This is a genomic window from Solwaraspora sp. WMMD791 (assembly GCF_029581195.1).
Taxonomy (GTDB): Bacteria; Actinomycetota; Actinomycetes; order Mycobacteriales; family Micromonosporaceae; genus Micromonospora_E.
Genome location: NZ_CP120737.1, coordinates 4,489,733 through 4,508,107, shown reverse-complemented (window position 1 = coordinate 4,508,107; position 18,375 = coordinate 4,489,733). Strand labels below are relative to the sequence as shown.

Sequence of the window (18,375 nt, the reverse complement as noted above, 5' to 3'; positions counted from 1 at the left end):
CCGCGTCCCAGCAGGTACGCCCGACAGCCGCCGCATCGAACCTGTCACAGGGCTCTGGCAGCCTTGAGCCAGGGATCGACTGAGCGCGCGAGGAGATGGTCATGGCAGGAGATACCACCATCACGGTCATCGGCAACCTGACCGATGATCCTGAATTGCGTTTTACCCCTTCCGGAGCGGCGGTGGCCAAGTTCCGGGTCGCCTCGACGCCCCGGTTCATGGACAAGGCCTCCGGCGAATGGAAGGACGGCGAGCCGCTCTTCCTGTCCTGCACGGTGTGGCGTCAGGCGGCCGAGCACGTCGCCGAGTCGCTCCAGCGGGGTGCCCGGGTGATCGTCTCGGGTCGACTGCGGCAGCGGTCGTACGAGACCCGCGAGGGCGAGAAGCGGACCGTCATCGAACTGGAAGTGGACGAGATCGGCCCGTCGCTGCGGTACGCCACGGCGAAGGTGCAGAAGATGTCCCGGTCCGGAGCTGGTGGCGGCGGCTTCGGTGGTTCCGGAGGCGGCGGTAACCAGGGCGGCGGAAACTTCGACGACCCTTGGGCCACGGCCGCGCCAGCTGCCTCGTCTGCTCGATCGGGCGGCGGGAACTTCGACGAGGAACCCCCATTCTGATATGGCTAACAACGCCCGCGATCGCAAACCAGGAGCAAGATCAATGGCCAAGGCTGCGGCACTTCGCAAGCCGAAGAAGAAGGTGAACCCGCTCGACAAGGACGGGATCACCTATATCGACTACAAGGACACCGCTCTGCTGCGCAAGTTCATCTCCGACCGCGGCAAGATCCGCGCCCGGCGGGTGACCGGAGTGACCTCCCAGCAGCAGCGGCAGATCGCCCGTGCGGTCAAGAACGCCCGTGAGATGGCGCTCCTGCCGTACACCACGACGGCTCGCTGAGCGGAGGCACCGATATGAAGATCATCCTGACTCAGGAGGTGTCTGGGCTCGGTTCCCCCGGGGACATCGTCGAGGTCAAGAACGGCTACGGCCGTAACTACCTGCTGCCCCAGGGCTACGCGATCACCTGGACCAAGGGCGCGGAGAAGCAGGTCACCTCGATCAAGCGAGCCCGGTCCGCACGGGAGATCCGCGACCTCGGCCACGCCAACGAGGTCAAGGGGCAGTTGGAGAACCTCACGGTCACCCTGACCGCGCGGGCCGGCGAGGGCGGTCGACTGTTCGGCTCGGTCACCCCGGCCGAGGTCGTCGACGCCGTCCGTACCGCCGGTGGGCCGGCGCTGGACCGTCGACGGCTGGAGCTGTCCGGCCACATCAAGTCGGTCGGCACCTACCCGGTGAAGGTCAAGCTCCACCCGGACGTCACCGCGACGTTCAACCTCAACGTGCTCCAGGCCAAGTAGCCCGGCCACCCGAGCGCAGCTCAGCGAAGGGACCACACCGACCGGTGTGGTCCCTTCGCCGTGAGCGTGAGTCGTGATCGGGGTCGTGCCGGAGGCCGGCCGGGAGCCGTGCCGGATCAGCGCAGAGTGCTGGAGACCACCACCGGTTCTCCCGCACCGAGAAAGAAGATCCCCGGGTAGCCAGCCGTGGCGAAGCCGTCGTTGAAGTTGCGCCGCAGCACCGAGCCGGTCACCTCCAAGGTGCCGGACCGGTCGTTGCTGACGAAGAAGATCGCCCCGCCCCCCTCCTTCGCCGTGTTGTCGGCGACCACGCTGCCGGCGACGGTCACCGTGAACCGGTTGCCGTCGGCGTAGATCGCGCCACCGCTGCCACCACCAGGGGTGCCCGGCTTCGCCGGGTTCGCGCCATGTCCGACCGCCGCGTTGTGGGTCAGCACGCTGTTCAACACGATCCACGAGACGCCGATGCTGCTCAGTGCGCCACCGTTGGCGCACACTCCGCCGTCGTCCGGCGCGCCGCCGAAGGTGCTGCCCACCACGTACACCGGTTGGTCCTGCCACTGGTCCAGCACCCGGATCGCCGCGCCGCCCAGGTCCGGACCGGTCGGGTCGCAGCGGTTGCGGACGAACCGGCTGTCGACGACCCGGAACCGACCGCCGCGTACGAAGATCGCGCCCCCGCCACCGCCGTCGACCCGCTCGCCGGTGGCGTCGCCGTCGGCGAACGTCAGGTTCTGCACGACCAGCTCGGGATGGTCCTGGTCGTTGCAGTGCGAGGTCGTCCAGCCCTGCGCCTCGTCGCAGGTGTTCATGTAGAGGATGCGCCGTTCGCCGCCGCCGCTGAGGGTGACCAGACCGCCACCGTCGAGCACCACCCGCCGGCTGGCCGCGTTGCGTACCTTCGCCGTCTGCTTCAACACGATGACCACCGGCTGCGGGCCGCAGGCGAAGGTGAGGATCCCGCCGGCGGCGACCGCCGACACGACCGCGTCCGAGGTGCAGCTGGCCGGCGTGCCGTCGCCGACGGTCCGGGTGGGCCGGCTGGTGTCGACCGCCCGCGCGTGCGCCGGCACGTCGGCGGCCCCGTCGGGGTTGCCGGCAGGCTCGCCGGGGGAACCGCCGTCAGCGCTCGGCGCGCCGGCAGGGGTGGCCGGCGGCGGGGCCGGGCCGAGCCCGGCGTCGCCGCCGGGTGACGCCACGGTCGCGATGGGATCCGGCGGCGACGACGTCGGTGCGTCGGTCGCCGTACCGGCCGGCCCCGACCCGGCGCCGGCCGCGTCGCCGCAACCGGCGAGCAGCACCATCGTGACGAGGCCGGTCAGGGTGCGCCTGACCGCCCGAGGTCTGCTGGGCATCGACCGATGGTACGAGTGGTTACGCCGCCCGGACCAGCTCGATCGGTCGTCGAACCGTCGCCGCCGGGGCACCCTGCCACGACCGAACGGCCGTCAACCGATCGGCTGACCGGTGATGGCGCTCGCCACGACCTGCGACATGCCACCTCCGATGACGGCCGCCGCCAGGCCGACACTCGACGCCCGCCAGGTCCCGCTCACCCACCGGATCAGGACGGCGAGGACCAGGGAGATCATCAGCGCGTACGCGAAAGCGGGTGCCGCCGCGAGCAGCGAGCTGATCGCCTGGGCACGGGCGGACAGGCAGTCGCCGTCCACGCCCAGGACGCAGTCGTTCGTGGCGGGGGTGCCGTCCAGGGTGAGGCTCCAGATCAGGAACGCCACCACCGGCAGGGCGTACCAGGCCGCCGTGTAGAGCAACGAAGAGAGGTAACCGCCCTGGTCGGCGTCGATGAGTTCGTCGTCGATGCGGTAGGTGAGCCGCCGCTGCGACGGTGGTTCGTACCGGGGGCGTGGCCGCTGCTCCGGCAGTACCCGCGAGCGCGGGGCGCTGGGCAGTGCCACCACCGGCGACCGAGGGGCGGACGACGGCGTCTCGACCCACCGGGGGTCGTCGGCGGCCAGTCGGGTCCCGGACCAGAAGGTGCCTTCGCGGCCAGGTTCGACCTCGGGCCACGGGTCGACCGGCGGGATTTCGTCGGCGTACCCGCCGGCCTCCAGCGCACGTCGCTTGCGGGCCCCGGTCCGACTGCCGGTCGGCCAGCTCTGCGGATCGTCGTCCCGGTCCCACTGCTGGGTGTAGTCGCTGGCGGCCCGCCAGCCGTCGAACAGCGCCGGGTCGTCCCCGCCGTCGCGGTGGCCCCGGCCCGCGCTGGTCGGCGCCGCCGACGGGCCCGGGCCGATCGCGCGCGGCGCCGACGCGGTACGCGACCAACCGTCGATCTCGCGTGGCTGCTCCCGCCTCGGTGCCTCGATCTCGCGGCGGGCGGCGCGGGTACGGCGAACGGCCCGGCCGGACTCGCGTTGCCGGTCGTCAGCCGGCGGCCGGGTCCACTCGCTGGTGTAGTCGGCTGCTGCCGACCATGCGTCGTCGCGGGACCATTCGCTGGTGTGGTCGGCGGCGGCCGACCACCGGTCGTCGCGGGACCAGCCGACGGTGTGCTCGCCTGGTCCGCCGTCGCCACGACCGCCGATCGCACGCTGCCGGGGCACCGGTCGTCGGGCGCTGTCGGTACGCCGGCCCGGTGGGGCGTCGTCGGGCAGCCACTGCGCGGTGTCGTCGTACCCGCGACGCGGCCCCGCCTCGCCGCTACGTCGCCGTCGCCGCCGGGGTGGCGCGTCGGCCAGGTCGTCCGGTTCGCGGTCCGGGCCACGGGAGAGCCAACTGTCGTCGTCGGCGGGGCGGTCACCGGGTGCCGGTGACCATCTGGCCGGGGGCGCGGACCACGACGTACTCGGTTCGTCGGACCATGGTGTGCGCGGTTCGTCGGACCAGGAGGTGCGCGGTTCGTCGGACCAGCGGCTGACCGGCCCGGCGTCGCTCAGCGGCGGGTCGCGCTGCCAGCCACGACGGCCGCCGGAGGTCGGGGCCGGGGAGACCGGTCCACCCGAGGCGGGACTGCCGGAGATCGGCCCGCCCGAGATCGGATCCTCGGGTGCGCGACGCCGGCCGACCGTCCGGCGGCGACTACGCGTGGGTTGCTCCGGGATCTGCCACGAGCCGTCGCGATGCCGCCCGCCCCGGTCGCCCCGCCCAGCCTGGTCGCCCCGGTCGCCCCGGCCCGCGGTGGCTGCCCGGTCGTCCCAGTCGGCCGGTCGGTCACGGTCCCCGGACCGGCCCCCGTCCCATGGCCGGTCCTGCGCCGGGGACCGGCTGCCGTGGTCGGTCGGTTGCCAGTGGTCGGCGGCGGACGGCCCGGCGGGCAGCGCCCACCGGGCGCCGCCCGGTCCAGCGCCCCGGTCCGGTGGCTCGTCGTCGGGGTCGTAGCGTCGGCGACGCCCTCGCGGCGGTTCGTCGGCGTCACCCGACTCGGCGTACCGGGCGCGACGCGACCGTGGCGTCGGGTCGACCTCGGCGTCATCGGACCAACGAGGAGCAGGCCGCCGCTCACGCGGAGCGCGGTCGCCGTACTCCCAATCCCGGTAGTCCACCGCCGGAGCCTCGCCCCTTCGCTATCCAGCCATGATCGGCTGAGCCGGCGACACAGTCACCGCCGATACTAGCCGGTACCCGGGCCAGCAGCCTGGTGACGAATTCTGTCCACCGGCTGTGGACAGCGTAGCCCCAGCTCAGCGCCGGGTCGACCGCGCGGCGAACGAGTTTTCCACAGCCTGTGCACAAGGTTGTGCACAGGCTGCGGCCGGCTGTCCACAACTTGTCCAGAGGTTCATCCACCGCGCCGTTTGGGCCTGCCGCCGGGGAGTCCGTATCGTTCACGCCAGCCCTCCCGCTACCAGCGCGACGTCCCCCGGTCGCCCGACCTGTGGCAGGTCGGCCCGGTGGACCGCGACGTGCCGAAGCGGATGTCGTACCCGCGACGTTCACTGGCACCACAGGCGACGACGAAGGGGGGTGGCGGATGTCCATCACGGATGACCGGCAGACCGACGCCCGGCCGGCGCGCCCCGCCGGCCCACCCGGGCCGCCGACGCCGCCACCGGGCCCACCCACCGGCGGTGGGTTCGACCGCACCCCGCCGCAGGACATCGCCGCCGAGCAGTGCGTTCTCGGCGGAATGCTGCTGTCCAAGGACGCCATCGCCGACGTCGTCGAGATCCTCAAGTCGCACGACTTCTACCGGCCGATTCATGCGACCATCTTCGACGCCGTGCTCGACCTGTACGGCCGCGGCGAGCCCGCCGACCCGATCACGGTCGCCGCCGCGCTGGCCGACTCCGGCGACATCGGCCGGATCGGTGGCGCGCCGTACCTGCACACGTTGATCGCCAGCGTGCCGACCGCCGCCAACGCCTCCTACTACGCCCGGATCGTCGCCGAGCGTGCGGTCCTCCGCCGGCTCGTCGAAGCCGGCACCAAGATCGTCCAGCTGGGGTACGGCTCCGCCGCCGGCGGCGGCCGCGACATCGACGACGTGGTCGACCTGGCCCAGCAGGCGGTGTACGACGTCACCGAGCGCCGGGTCAGCGAGGACTTCGCGGTGCTCGCCGACATGCTGCAGCCGACCCTCGACGAGATCGAGGCGGTCGGTGCCCAGGGCGGCGTGATGACCGGCGTACCGACCGGCTTCACCGACCTGGACAGACTGCTCAACGGACTGCACCCCGGCCAGCTGATCATCGTTGCCGGCCGGCCGGGTCTCGGCAAGGCACTGGCGCTGGACACCCCGCTGCCGACCCCCACCGGGTGGACCACCATGGGTGAGGTCGCGGTCGGTGACCGACTGCTCGACGCGGACGGCCGGCCCACCACGGTCGTCGGCACCTCCGAGATTCTCCTCGGTGGCCGGTCGTACGAGGTGGAGTTCAGCGACGGCTCGACGATCGTCGCCGACGCGGACCACCTCTGGCAGGTGACACATCAGCCCGCCGGGCTGGCACTGGCCGGTGCCGGTCCGGCTGGTGGCACCGTACCGGACTGGCGCGGCCCGGCGGCCATGGCGGCGACCGAGGTGCTGACCACCGAACAGCTCGTCGACCTGCTGGGCCGCGACTCGCAGGCCACGTCGGACGTCGCGGTACGCAACAGTCGTCCACTGGCGCTGCCCGAGCGGGCCGACCTGCCGGTGCCCCCGTACCAGCTGGGGGTCGACCTGGCCGGGAGCGAACCGCCGTCCGACGGCGACCCCGACGAGCGCTGCGTCCCCGACCTGTACCTGCGCGCCAGCGAGGCGCAGCGCAGGGCGGTGCTCGCCGGCCTGCTCGATACCGCCGGCACCTGCGGGGTCGGCGGCCTCGTCGAGTACCGCACCACCGGCCGTCGGCTGGCCGACTCGGTGCGGGAGCTGGTGGCGACCCTCGGTGGGCACTGTACGGTGACGGCCGCCACCGTGCCGGGCCGGATGACCGCGCCGTCGACCCTGTACACGGTCACCGTCAGCGCGGACACCGACCGGCAACGGCTCGTCACGGCGGTCCGGCCGGTGGCCAGCGTGCCGGTACGGTGCGTCACCGTGGACAACCCGGACCATCTTTACCTGGCGGGTCGCACGATGGTCCCGACCCACAACTCCACCGCGTCGATGGACTTCGCCCGTAACGCCGCGATCCGGGCCGGCTGTGCCGCCGCCATCTTCTCGTTGGAAATGAGCAAGGTGGAGATCGTCATGCGGCTGCTCTCTGCCGAGGCGAAGGTGCCGCTGCACGTTCTACGCTCCGGTCAGCTCTCCGACGACGACTGGACCAAGCTCGCCCGGCGGATGGGGGAGATCAGCGAGGCGCCGCTGTTCGTCGACGACACGCCCAACATGAACCTGATGGAGATCCGGGCGAAGGCACGGCGGCTGCGTCAGCGCCACGATCTCAAGATGATCGTCGTCGACTATCTCCAGCTGATGACCTCGCCCAAGCGCACCGAGAGCCGCCAGCAGGAGGTCGCCGACCTGTCCCGTGGGCTGAAACTGCTGGCCAAGGAGGTCGAGTGCCCGGTCATCGCGGTCAGCCAGCTCAACCGTGGCCCGGAACAGCGGACCGACAAGCGTCCTCAGCTGTCCGACCTGCGGGAATCAGGCTCGATCGAGCAGGATGCGGACGTGGTGATCCTGCTGCACCGGGACGACTACTACGACAAGGAGTCGCCCCGGGCGGGAGAGGCGGACTTCATCGTGGCGAAGCACCGTAACGGTCCCACCGACACGGTGACCGTCGCCGCACAGCTCCACCTCTCCCGCTTCGTCGACATGGCCATCTGAGCCGGCTCACCCCACCGTCCCGGACACGCCGTCCGGCCCGCTGCGACCCGGCCCGCTGCTGGTCCGGTCACCTGCCGGTCGGCGCGGCCTGCCGGTCGGTGCGGCCTGCCGGTCGGCGCGGGTCAGTCGAAGAGCTGGTTCAGGAAGCTCTTCTGCCGCTTGTGCCGGTAGTGCCCGTGGTAGCCGTGGTGGCCGTAGGCGGGCGCCGGCGGGTAGGCCGGTGCCGGCGGGTAGCCGGGCTGGTGGTGGACCGGCGGCGGCGGGGGCGGCGGCGGGTAGCCACTGGCCGGGGGTGCCGGCGGACGGGCCGGCTGACCGGGCTGGCCGGGTTGACCCGCTGAGCCACCGCCGTTCCAGGCAGCCTCGGCGTCGAAGAGCCGTTCGAGTTCGCCCCGGTCGAGGAAGATGCCCCGACACTCGGTGCACTGGTCGATGGTGATTCCGCTGCGCTCGTACTGCCGCATGGAGCCGTGGCACTTGGGACAGTTCATCTGCATGATTCGACGGTACCGGCTGCTGTCCTCACCCGCCGACAGGCAACCCGACGACCTCGTCGTCACCGACCTGATGGAAGTCGTCGTAGTACTGGCCGACGGCCTGGAAGTCGTCCGGCTGCAGCGGGCAGACCAGGTCGTCGACGACGTCCCGCAGGGCGGCGACGGCTGTGGCGGAGCCCACCGGCACGGCCACCATCACACGGGCGGCACCGAGACCCCGGCAGACCGCGACGGCGGCCCGTGCCGTCGCGCCGGTGGCCAGGCCGTCGTCGACCAGCACGGCCGTACGTCCGGCCAGGTCCACCGCTGGCCGGTCGCCCCGGAAGCGTCGCTCCCGGCGGCGCAACTCGGCCGTCTCCGCTTCGGCCACCTGGGCGATCTGCGCGGCGTCGAGGCGGTCGGCCACCTCCCGGTTGATCACCCGTACGCCGCCGGAGCCGATCGCGCCGAACGCGACCTCGGGGGCGGCCGGGAGCCCGAGTTTGCGGATGACGAGCACGTCGTAGGCCACCTGGAGCCGGTTGGCGACGACCGCAGCGACCGGAGCCCCGCCACGGAGCAGGCCCAGTACGACGACGTCCGGCCGTCCGGTCAGGTTGGCCAGTTCGCGGGCGAGCCGCGCGCCGGCGTCTTCGCGGTCCCGGTACACGCTGTCCATGGCCTCAGGTGTACGCCGGATCCGCCGCCGCCGCCGGTTGGTCGGGCGAAATCCGTCGATCGGGCACCCCGGGTAGCGCCTATCTGGCGAGCGCTGCGGCGATCGCGTGCACCGCCACCAGGGCGGTGAATCCGACCGTCAGGGTCGCCGCCGCGTAGCCGACGGCTCGCCACCGGTCCCGGCCGCTGCCGCCGGCCAGCTGCACCACCTCGTAGGCGAAGGTCGAATAGGTGGTCAGCGCACCACACAGACCGGTGGCGAGCAGCCGGGCCAGCGGGCTGTCGAGTGCCGTACCGGTGCCAGCGATCCCACCGAGCAGCGCCGCTCCGACGACGTTAACCGTGAACGTTCCCCAGAAGCTGGGCCGGCCGGCCCCGACCACCACCCGGTCGACCAGGTAGCGCAGCACCGCCCCGACGGCACCGCCGGTCATCACCAGCAGCAGGGTCACGATCCGGTTCCCGCCCAGCGGTCGGCGACCGGCCGGGCCGCCGCGCCGCCGATCAGCACCGCGACCAGCGCTCCGGCGAGGGTGCCGAGCGCGTAGCCGCCGGCCAGCCAGGGGCGGCCGGCGGCGACCAGCTCGGCGACCTCCAGGGTCTGGATCGAGAAGGTGGTGAAGCCGCCGAGCAGACCCGCCCCGAGCAGCGGCCGAAGCAAACGGTGCGACCGGTGCCGGGCGGTGACGACCCGCATGAGTACGCCGATCAGGGTGCATCCGACGAGGTTGGTGACCAGGGTCGGCCAGGGTGGGCCGTCGGCGGCGACCGGCCAGGCCACGGCGATGCCGTAGCGGGCGGCGGCACCGGCGGCACCGCCGACCGCGACTGCGGCCAGTACGGCCGGCGAGACCGACCCGGCGGGCAGCTTCACGGGCCGCCACCGGCGACGGCCCGGTCCCCGCCACCCGCCCCCGACTCGACGTCGCTGGCCTCGACGCCGTGCAGCACCGGTACCCAGCTGAACAGCGCGATCGGGTACAGCAGATAGCCGAACCTGGTCGCCGGCAGCAGCATCGTGGCGACGAGCAGGCCGGCCGCGCAGATCGCCGCCGCCCCGGCGGCGGTACGCGGCGGCTGCTGCCGCAGGCGTACCGCGATCGCGAGGCCGACCAGGATCAGCAGTGCGCCAGCGACGAACCGCCCGCCCGGCAGCCAGTTGGCGACCAGGTGACCGGGCAGCGGCGACGCCGCCGGCGTGTCGACCACGCCCGCCCCGAGCGGGAAACCGACGACGTTGTGCGCCAGCGCGGCAGGGTCCACGGCGGCCACCGGAACCAGGGCGAGCAACGGCAGCCCGACCCCGGCGGCGGCGACCTTCACCAGCTCGCGCTGCCCCTTCGTGGCGGCGTGCAGTGCCACCACGACCAGGATCGGCCAGGCGAACAGTTTGAGCGCGGCGGCGGCGCCGACCGCGAATCCGGCGGCTCCGTACCTGCCGGTGGCGCAGAGCGTCAGCCCGAGCAGGGCCAGCGCCAGGACCGGCAGGTCGTTGCCACCGGTGCTCAGGGTCAGCGCCGAGATCGGCAGGACCGCGCTGAGCTGCACCGTCCGTACCAGGGTGGTGCCGTCGACGCCGGCCTGTGCGCGCAGCAGCGCCAGCGCCGTGCCGACGAGGACGACGGTGGTGAGGGCGAACCATACCCGGGCATCGGTCCACCAGGCCGCTCCGGCCAGCGCCCGGACCATGCCGAACAGCACCATCCCGGGCTGGTACGGCAGGTAGCCGAGCAACTGCTCGTCGCTGGGCAGGGCGGTGATCTGCTGCTGGGACAGATACGGGGTGCCGTGGGCGAGGAGCCTGCTGGCCCCGTCCTCGACGACCAGTACCTCCTCCTGCGCCCGGTCGGTCCGTCCGCCCGCACGTTGCGCGGACTGCACCAGCAGCGGTACGGCGACCACCGCCGTCCAGGTGAGTCCGGTCAGCCAGCCACGCCCGGCGACGGGGACGTCCGGGCCGATGGCGGCGGCCCTGCGGACGGCGAGCTGGCTGAGCACGACGAGGGCGGCGGCGGCGTACCCGACGGTGGCGACGGTGGCCCAGGCCCGGTGCGGGGCGAGGGTCGACGTGGTCGCGGTGATCCCGGCGAAGGCAGCGGAGAGCCCGTAGATGGTGAGGTCGCCGACGAGTCCGGCACCGGCCCGGTGCAACCGGTTCCACCGTCGGGTGATGCCGGCCCGCCACCGCCGGGCGGAGTCGGCCGGGCGGCGCGGGCGGGTTGCGGGTCCGGCCGACGCGACGGTCACGTCGCAAGTCTGGCAGAACGGTCACGCTGGCAGGTGCGGTACCTTCTCGGTCCGGTGCCGTTGATGTGTCCGGCGGGTCTGATCGAGCCGGATGACGGCACCCTCGTCGTGCAGCGGCCCGGCCAGGCTGCCGGGACGGCCGCCGGAGCCGCACTGCAGTGCGGTCAGCAGCCGGTGGGCCGGCATCGGGCGGGCGAAGAGGTGGCCCTGACCTGCAGTGCAGCCGAGCGCCCACAACGCCTGACGCTGTGGCTCGCTCTCCACGCCTTCGGCGACGACGGACAGGCCGAGGCTGCGGCCGAGGTCGACGGTCGACCGGATGACGGCGACCGCCTCGGCGGAGGTCTCCATGCTCCGTACGAACGAGCGGGCGATCTTCAGCTCGTGCACCGGCACCCGCGACAGCATCGACAGCGACGAGTAGCCGGTGCCGAACTCGTCGAGGGCGAGTCGGACTCCGGCGTCGCGGAGCTGGCCGAGCACCTGGTCGACGACTTCGAGTTGACTGATGGTGAGCGTCTCGGTCAGCTCGAGGACGAGCCGGCTGGGCGGGATGTCGTGGGCGCGGAGCCGGGCCAGGACGGCGCTGGGGTAGCGCGGGTCGAGCAGGCTGCGCGGGGACAGGTTGACCGCGACCGGCAGGGCGAAGCCCGCTTCGGCCAAGGTGGCGGCCGCGATCAGGGACTGGTCGAGGACCGCGTCGGCGAACGCCGGGAGCAGCCCGGACCGTTCGACGGTGTCCAGGAAACGTCGCGGGTCGAGCCGGCCCTGGTCCGGGTGCTGCCAGCGGGCGAGTGCTTCGGCGGCGATCACTTCGCCGGTGCCGAGGTCGACGATCGGCTGGAAGGCGACGCTGAATTCGTGTTCGGCGACGGCGCGGGGCAGGTCTCCGCCGAGGGCCAACCGGCCGACGTCGGCGGTGTCCCGGCTGCGGGCGTACGAGGCAATCCGTCCGCCGGACCGTTTCGCCTGGTACATGGCGACGTCGGCGCGACGCAGCAGCTCGGGCATGCCGCCGTTGCCGGGGGCGACGGCGATGCCACCGCTGGCTTCGACGTTGATCCGCATGCCGTCGAGGTCCATTGGGGCGCAGATCGCGGCGAGCAGCGCATCGGCCCGGTGGGTGGCGATCGCGGGTGCGGGCAGGCCGGTCAGCAGTACGGCGAACTCGTCGCCGCCGAGCCGGGCGACCATGTCGCCGGTGTGTGCGGTTGCGCAGAGCCTGCGCGCCACCTGGATCAGCACCTCGTCGCCGGCGGCGTGCCCGAGCGTGTCGTTGATCTCCTTGAAGTGGTTGAGGTCGATCAGGAGCAGGGCGGTGATCCCGCCGGTGCGGCGACCGCCGAGGAGTTGCGCGCCGTGCTCCATCAGCCGGCGTCGGTTGGCCAGTCCGGTGAGCGAGTCCTGCGCCGCCTGCCGGGCATGCTGTTCCGCCTCCTGGTTGAGCTGCTGGTAGAGCGTGGCGTTGCGGACCGCCGTGCACAGCGCCGAGGCAAACGTACGCAGGGTGTAGTGCTCGCGGTCGGAGAACTTGACCGGCCCGGCCAGGCACAGCCGTAGGGTTCCGACGCTGACGGTGCTGTCCGGACTGGCGAGCGGAACGGCGATCACCGTACGCATGTGCGGCGTGGGAGCGGTCTCGGCCGGGCCGTCGTACTGCACACCGTCGCTGTTGCCCTGGACGAGCCGGTGCGGGCTGTTGAGCTCGACCTCGACCCGGTCGGTGGAGAACAGGTCGGCGGCCTGCACCACCGCGGTGGACAGCACCACGTCGAGGTCGATGACGTTGAGTGCGTCGGTGGCCCGGGCAAGTCGTTGCCAGGCCTGCTGGTCGGCCCGGGAGCGGGCCTGACCGGCATAGGCCAGATGGATGCAGAGCACCACCGGCGGGATGGTCACCAGCAGCCACTGGTCCGCCTTGAGGATCAGCAGGGTGGCCAGGATCAGCGGAAATCGGATGACCGCGCTGGAAATGCGCAGGCCGAGGTCTTGTCGGAACATGACCCGGAGCCGGGTCCGGGTGGCGCGGGCGATGACCGGAAGGGTCAGGACCTCGTCGAGTACGACCGCCACCACATAGGCGCCGGCGAGTGGTCCGAAGAACGTGATACTGGAGATCGGTTGGGCCAGGTCCCAGTTCAGCGCGTGCAGGACGGCACCGGCGGCGGCGGCGAGCAGCATGTTCTTGGCGACGGCGAAGGTCGCCTTTATCCGGGCGACCCGTTGGACGATCATCACGAGGCCGACGCCGAGGCCGGTGCAGAGCAGAACCAGGGTGGCCGGGGCCACCGCGAGCCCGACCAGGATGGCGACTTCGCTCCAGGCGATGGCGTGCGCGGTGGAGCGGATCCGCACGTGCCACTGGACGGTCACGCCGACCGCGGCGAGGAAGACGAGCGCGGCGACCAGGGCGAATTGGTCGGGTGTGGTGACCAGCGATCCGGCGACGAGAACAAGGGAGGCGATTCCGACAGTTGCCGCACAAACGGCGACGAGACCGACGAGCAGCAGGAGCTGCCGATCGGTCTCAATGTCGCGTCGAACTGTGCGGGTCACGCCCGTTCCTGATCTTGTTGCCGTGCGTACCCCGCGAGACTACTGCTTGTCATCGGGAGATGACAGTATCAGAGCCATTCGTGACTGCGCATGGTGTTCTCCTCCATTCGATCGGGCGGTTGGTGCTGCCGTTTCCGTGATGGGAGAACCATAGAGTTGCGATATGCCACTTGCATACGAATAAATGTCCATATGCGCATGATTAGTGAAGATGGTGGGGGTTTGTCACTGATCGTTATTGGCTGCCGACGGAATGCGTTCGAACGCCTTCGTTCATAACCTTAAGCGTTCCTTATGGGTGCACCATTTGGTCACGTAACTAGGTATCCGCGAAGCTGATCCGTTAAGTGTGTCGAGAGCATCATGGACGGTGTGGTCGCCCGTACCCGTGATCAGGGTGTCAGGTCGACTCTGCCGGTGGACAGGGCCGTCGGGCCAGAGTCGACCGATCGGCTCGCTAGGCTCGTTCAGGTGACCGAGGTGCCGAACCTGACCCATGTCGATGACGCGGGCGCCGCGCGGATGGTGGACGTGACCGCCAAGACACCGTCCGTACGTCGTGCGGTGGCCGCCGGAAGGCTGCGGACCACCCGTGAAGTGACCGATCTGCTCCGCCGCGACGGACTACCGAAGGGCGACGCCCTGGCGGTCGCCCGGATCGCCGGCATCATGGGAGCCAAACGGACTCCCGACCTGATTCCGCTGTGCCACCCCATCGCGCTGCACGGGGTGACGGTCGACCTGGAGATCACCGACGACTCCGTCGAGATCACCGCGACGGCCCGGACCGCCGACCGGACCGGCGTCGAGATGGAGGCCCTGACCTCGGTCGCGACCGCCGGCCTGGCGTTGATCGACATGGTCAAGGCCGTCGACCCGGCGGCCACCCTCGACGCGGTCCGGGTGCTGACCAAGTCCGGCGGCAAGACCGGCGACTGGCAGCGACCGGCGGACCGGCCGTGACCCCGTACGCGCGGGTCGTGGTGGCCTCGAACCGGGCCGCCTCCGGGGTGTACGCGGACACCAGCGGCCCGCTGCTGGTCGCCGGCCTGCGCGACCTGGGCTGCCGGGTCGACGAGCCGGAGGTCGTGCCGGACGGGGACCCCGTCGCGCAGGCGCTGCGCCGAGCCGTCGCCGACGGCGTCCAGTTGGTCCTCACCAGCGGCGGGACGGGGATCACCCCGACCGACCGCACCCCCGAGGCGACCCGCTCGGTGCTCGACTACGAGATCCCGGGGATCGCCGAGGCGATCCGGGCGGTCAGCCGTACGGCGGTTCCCACCGCCGCACTCTCCCGCGGCGTCGCCGGGGTGGCCGGCCGGACGCTGATCGTCAACCTGCCCGGCTCCACCGGTGGTGCCCGCGACGGGCTCGCCGTGCTCGGCCCGATCCTGCGGCATGCGCTGGACCAGTTGAGCGGCGGCGACCACCCCCGTGGCTGACCGATAGGCTCGCCCGGTGACCGCCGAACCGTCCGCAGGCGTGGCTCAGCCGGCCATGGACCACCGCCCCGTCGACTGGGCGCAGGCACGTGCGCTCGTCCACGCGGTGGGCCGGGCCGCCCGTCGCCCGCCGGTGCAGGTGCCGTTGCCGCAGGCCGACGGCCATACCCTCGCCGCCCCGCTGGTGACCCTGACCGACCTGCCGGCGTTCCGGACCTCCAGCGTCGACGGCTGGGCGGTCCGTGGCGCCGGGCCGTGGCGGGTGACGGGCCGGGTGCTGGCCGGTGGGGTACCGCCGGCGCTCGGCGACGACGGGGTGGCGGTGCAGATCGCGACCGGTGCGATGGTGCCCGTCGACGCCACCAGTGTGCTGCGGGTCGAGGAGTCGACCGTCGACGACGCGGGGCTGGTGCACGGCGACCTCCGGTCGCAACCGGAGTGGCGTTCGCCGGGCGAGGAGGCCTCCGCCGGTGAGGAACTGTTGCCGGCCGGTACGGCGGTGGATCCCGCAGTGATCGGCCTCGCCGCCTCCTGCGGCTACGACAGCCTGCCGGTGCACCGCCCGGTCCGGGCCGCGCTACTGGTCTTCGGCGACGAGTTGCTGACCGGCGGGCGGCCCGGGGCCGGCCGGGTACGCGACGCCCTCGGTCCGTCGGTGCCGGCCTGGCTGCGCCGCTACGGCTGTGAGCTGCCCGCCGACGCGGTCACCGGCCCGGTCGCCGACACGCTCGCCGCGCACGTCGACGGGCTGCGTACGGCGTTGGCCGACGCCGACCTGGTCTGCACCACCGGGGGCACCATGCACGGCCCGGTCGACCACCTGCACCCAGCGTTGGCGCAGCTCGGCGCCGAGTACGTGGTCAACACGGTCGCGGTCCGTCCCGGGTTCCCGATGCTGCTCGCCCGAGTGTCCGGCGACGACGGCCGGGACCGGTTCGTCGCCGGTCTGCCGGGCAACCCCCAGTCTGCCGTCATCGCCCTGGTGTCCCTGGTCGCGCCGCTGCTCGCCGGAGTGCACGGCCGGACGCTGCCCACCCTGCCCCGGCACCGGCTCGGTGCCGCCGTATCCGGCCGGGGCGACTTCACCCATCTGGCGCTGGTGCGGCTGGACCCGGTGACCGGTACGGCGTACCCGGTGCCGCACGTGGGGTCGGCGATGCTGCGGGGGCTGGCCACCGCCGCCGGGTTCGCGGTGATCCCGCCCGGGGGTGTCGGCGCGGCCGGTGACGAGGTGTCCGTCGTACCACTGCCGATGCTGCCCGGGGAGCGACTGCCGTGACCGTACCGATCCGACCTGTCCTGGTGGCGGTGACCGCGACGCCGCTCGACCTGGCGGCGCACGAGGCGGCGGTCGCGGACCACCGCGCCGGTGCGGTGGTCTCCTTCCAGGGGGTGGTCCGCGACCACGACCATGGCCGGTCGGTGACCCGGCTGGAGTACGAGGGTCATCCCAGTGCGGAGGAGATCCTGCGCGAGGTGGCCCGGGAGGTGGCCGCCGACCCGGCGGTGTACGCGGTCGCGGTGTCGCACCGGCTCGGTCCGTTGGCCATCGGTGACGTGGCGTTGGTGGCGGCGGTGAGCACCGCGCACCGGGCGGCGGCCTTCACCGCCTGCGCCCGGCTCGTCGACGAGGCGAAGGCCCGGCTGCCGATCTGGAAGCGGCAGTTCTTCGCCGACGGCACCGAGGAATGGGTCAACTGCCCGTAGGCTCGCCGCGCACCCGTCGGTGCGGTCGGTCGCGGGTGCGGGACCGACCGGTCGGTGCGGTCGGACGATCGGTGCGGTCAGTCATGGGTGCGGGACCGACCGGCCTGCACGGTCAGCCGGTGCCGGATCTGTGGGCGGGGGTCCAGGTAGAAGGCCGGTTCGGCGCCGGGCCGCCACGGCAGGGCGGCGACGAGGGCGATCAGCGCCAGGCCGAGCGAGTTCTCCATCAGCACCCCCCACAGGCCGTCGTGGTAGTGCGACACCTGCGGCAGCTTGTGCTCGTAGGGCCAGATCGGGGAGATCAGGAAGAGCAGGTAGAGCGCGACGGCGGCGGCCGCGTGCCGTAGCCCGGTCAGCGCCGGGAACCAGATCGGGGTACGCAGCCCGGCGACCCCGCTGATCCCCGGCCCCGTCGGCGGGTAGGTGCGCCGCGAGATCAGCCCCTGACTGGCGCTGCGTCGGCGCAGCGCCGCGTCGGCCAGCACGATGATCGCCGGGATGACGAACACCAGGTGGTGTGACCAGCTGATCGGGCTGATCACGTTGGCGGTGAGGCCGATCAGGGTGAACGCGGTGAGTTCGTCGCCGTCGGCGTGGGCGTGGGCGGCCCGGCTGAGCCCGAGGGCGAGCAGCAGGGCGGCGAACGAGAACCAGAGCAGCCCCGGGGTCTGCATCGAGTCGTAGAGCCGGGCGAGGACGCCGGCGAGCGACTGGTTCGGGGTCATGTCGGCCACGCCCACCCGGCTGGTGTCCCAGAGTACCGAGGTGAAGTAGGCGGCCGACTCCTTCGTCGCGACGACCATCGCGCCGACGGTGACCAGCGCGGCGGTGCCGATGGCCGTGGTGGCGGCCCGCCACTGCCGGGTGACCAGCAGGTAGACGATGAACAGCGCCGGGGTCAGCTTGATCGAGGTGGCCAGCCCGATGCCGGCGCCGGCCCAGATGCCGCTGAAGAAGATCCGGCGCAGCGGCCCGCCGGTGGCCAGCCGGTGCGGCGCCGGCGCGGCCCGCCAGCGCAGCGCCACCAGATCGGCGATGATCAGGCCGAAGAGCAGCAGGTTCACCTGGCCGTAGCCGAGCGTCTCGCGGGCCGGCTCGATGGCCACCGCCAGCGGGACCGCCAGGCCGACGACGAACCAGCGCGGCCATCCGCAGCGGTCGGCGATCGGCGCGAGCAGCACGGCGAGGACCACGGCCAGGGCGGCGATGCCGAGCAGGACGTTGATCCAGCCGGCGGCGAGCATCGGGACCAGTGCCATCGGCAGCATGGTGAGCCCGGCGAACGGTGGATAGGTGAAGCCGAGGGTGGTCTCGGGGGCGATGAACCCGTACAACTCGCCGCCGTTGGTCCACCACAGCATCGCCCCGTGGTAGATCCGCATGTCGAAGAAGTTGTACGGCCGGCCGAACAGGCCGATCGCGTACCAGGCGGCGTAGCAGGTCAGCGCGATCAGGCCGAGCCGCACCAGGGTGGCGCGGTCGAGCCCGCGCCACGCGCGGCGGACCCGCGCAAGATGACGGCGGCGCAACGGAGTGAGACGACGGACCCGTTCACGGACGTCCGTCACCATGATCCACCCACCCCCGGTTGTCGATCGCAGAGAATTCCGTGTGCCCGTCCGAGCCTAGAACGCAGCGTCGTCCCCGACCGCGCGCGTTACCCTACCGTGTCCGATCCCACA

The 18,375-nt window shown here is 72.2% G+C and carries 17 protein-coding genes; 8 read left to right on the top strand and 9 right to left on the bottom strand.

Going from position 1 to position 18,375, the window contains the following annotated elements; all coding sequences use genetic code 11:
• Window positions 1-101: 101 nt before the first annotated feature.
• The 3 genes from O7623_RS19925 to rplI are packed head-to-tail and all read left to right on the top strand — an operon-like array spanning window position 102 to window position 1,364.
• Window positions 102-617 carry a single-stranded DNA-binding protein gene (locus tag O7623_RS19925; RefSeq protein ID WP_282224533.1) on the top strand — a complete coding sequence of 172 codons (516 nt, stop codon included), beginning with the start codon at window positions 102-104 and terminating at the stop codon, window positions 615-617.
• A 43-nt stretch (window positions 618-660) separates the two neighbouring features.
• A complete protein-coding gene (rpsR, locus tag O7623_RS19920; protein WP_091551811.1) occupies window positions 661-900 on the top strand; it encodes a 30S ribosomal protein S18 in 240 nt (79 codons plus the stop codon).
• 14 nt (window positions 901-914) lie between these two features.
• The gene (gene rplI, locus O7623_RS19915; RefSeq protein WP_282224532.1) at window positions 915-1,364 is read left to right on the top strand and encodes a 50S ribosomal protein L9; all 450 of its coding nucleotides are present in this window, start codon (window positions 915-917) and stop codon (window positions 1,362-1,364) included.
• Between the two features lie 116 nt (window positions 1,365-1,480).
• On the opposite strand, the gene O7623_RS19910 is transcribed toward rplI, so the two are convergent.
• Window positions 1,481-2,719: a hypothetical protein gene (locus O7623_RS19910; protein WP_282224531.1), complete on the bottom strand. Its 1,239-nt coding sequence runs from the start codon at window positions 2,717-2,719 to the stop codon at window positions 1,481-1,483.
• Window positions 2,720-2,812: 93 nt separating this feature from the next.
• Entirely contained in the window at window positions 2,813-4,870 is a 2,058-nt protein-coding gene (locus O7623_RS19905) for a hypothetical protein (RefSeq protein ID WP_282224530.1), read from the bottom strand.
• Window positions 4,871-5,298: 428 nt separating this feature from the next.
• Between O7623_RS19905 and dnaB the strand changes: the two genes are divergently transcribed.
• Window positions 5,299-7,587, top strand: coding sequence for a replicative DNA helicase (dnaB, locus tag O7623_RS19900; RefSeq protein WP_282224529.1), 2,289 nt, complete (start codon window positions 5,299-5,301; stop codon window positions 7,585-7,587).
• A gap of 122 nt (window positions 7,588-7,709) precedes the next feature.
• Here the strand turns inward: dnaB and O7623_RS19895 are convergent, their stop codons facing one another.
• The 6 genes from O7623_RS19895 to O7623_RS19870 form a co-directional block, all read right to left on the bottom strand.
• A complete protein-coding gene (locus tag O7623_RS19895; RefSeq protein WP_282229485.1) occupies window positions 7,710-8,087 on the bottom strand; it encodes a zf-TFIIB domain-containing protein in 378 nt (125 codons plus the stop codon).
• Window positions 8,088-8,109: 22 nt separating this feature from the next.
• A complete protein-coding gene (locus tag O7623_RS19890) occupies window positions 8,110-8,742 on the bottom strand; it encodes a phosphoribosyltransferase family protein (protein WP_282224528.1) in 633 nt (210 codons plus the stop codon).
• A 79-nt stretch (window positions 8,743-8,821) separates the two neighbouring features.
• The gene (locus O7623_RS19885) at window positions 8,822-9,193 is read right to left on the bottom strand and encodes a CrcB family protein (RefSeq protein ID WP_282224527.1); all 372 of its coding nucleotides are present in this window, start codon (window positions 9,191-9,193) and stop codon (window positions 8,822-8,824) included.
• Entirely contained in the window at window positions 9,190-9,615 is a 426-nt protein-coding gene (locus tag O7623_RS19880) for a CrcB family protein (protein WP_282224526.1), read from the bottom strand. The genes O7623_RS19885 and O7623_RS19880 overlap by 4 nt, the downstream gene beginning before the upstream one ends.
• A complete protein-coding gene (locus O7623_RS19875; RefSeq protein WP_282224525.1) occupies window positions 9,612-10,988 on the bottom strand; it encodes a glycosyltransferase 87 family protein in 1,377 nt (458 codons plus the stop codon). The genes O7623_RS19880 and O7623_RS19875 overlap by 4 nt, the downstream gene beginning before the upstream one ends.
• A gap of 21 nt (window positions 10,989-11,009) precedes the next feature.
• A complete protein-coding gene (locus tag O7623_RS19870) occupies window positions 11,010-13,544 on the bottom strand; it encodes a bifunctional diguanylate cyclase/phosphodiesterase (RefSeq protein ID WP_282224524.1) in 2,535 nt (844 codons plus the stop codon).
• Window positions 13,545-14,015: 471 nt separating this feature from the next.
• Here O7623_RS19870 and moaC point away from each other — a divergent pair, with 471 nt between their 5' ends.
• The 4 genes from moaC to O7623_RS19850 are packed head-to-tail and all read left to right on the top strand — an operon-like array spanning window position 14,016 to window position 16,693.
• The gene (gene moaC, locus O7623_RS19865; RefSeq protein WP_282224523.1) at window positions 14,016-14,507 is read left to right on the top strand and encodes a cyclic pyranopterin monophosphate synthase MoaC; all 492 of its coding nucleotides are present in this window, start codon (window positions 14,016-14,018) and stop codon (window positions 14,505-14,507) included.
• Window positions 14,504-14,986, top strand: coding sequence for a MogA/MoaB family molybdenum cofactor biosynthesis protein (locus O7623_RS19860; RefSeq protein ID WP_282224522.1), 483 nt, complete (start codon window positions 14,504-14,506; stop codon window positions 14,984-14,986). Before moaC ends, O7623_RS19860 begins: the two co-directional genes overlap by 4 nt.
• Before the next feature lie 55 nt (window positions 14,987-15,041).
• On the top strand, window positions 15,042-16,265 hold the full coding sequence (locus O7623_RS19855; protein ID WP_282229484.1) for a molybdopterin molybdotransferase MoeA: 1,224 nt from the start codon (window positions 15,042-15,044) through the stop codon (window positions 16,263-16,265).
• Window positions 16,266-16,273: 8 nt separating this feature from the next.
• Complete coding sequence (locus O7623_RS19850; RefSeq protein WP_282229483.1) at window positions 16,274-16,693, top strand: molybdenum cofactor biosynthesis protein MoaE; 420 nt, start codon at window positions 16,274-16,276, stop codon at window positions 16,691-16,693.
• Between the two features lie 77 nt (window positions 16,694-16,770).
• Here O7623_RS19850 and O7623_RS19845 read toward each other — a convergent pair whose 3' ends face one another.
• Entirely contained in the window at window positions 16,771-18,264 is a 1,494-nt protein-coding gene (locus tag O7623_RS19845; RefSeq protein ID WP_282224521.1) for a glycosyltransferase 87 family protein, read from the bottom strand.
• Window positions 18,265-18,375 lie beyond the last annotated feature (111 nt).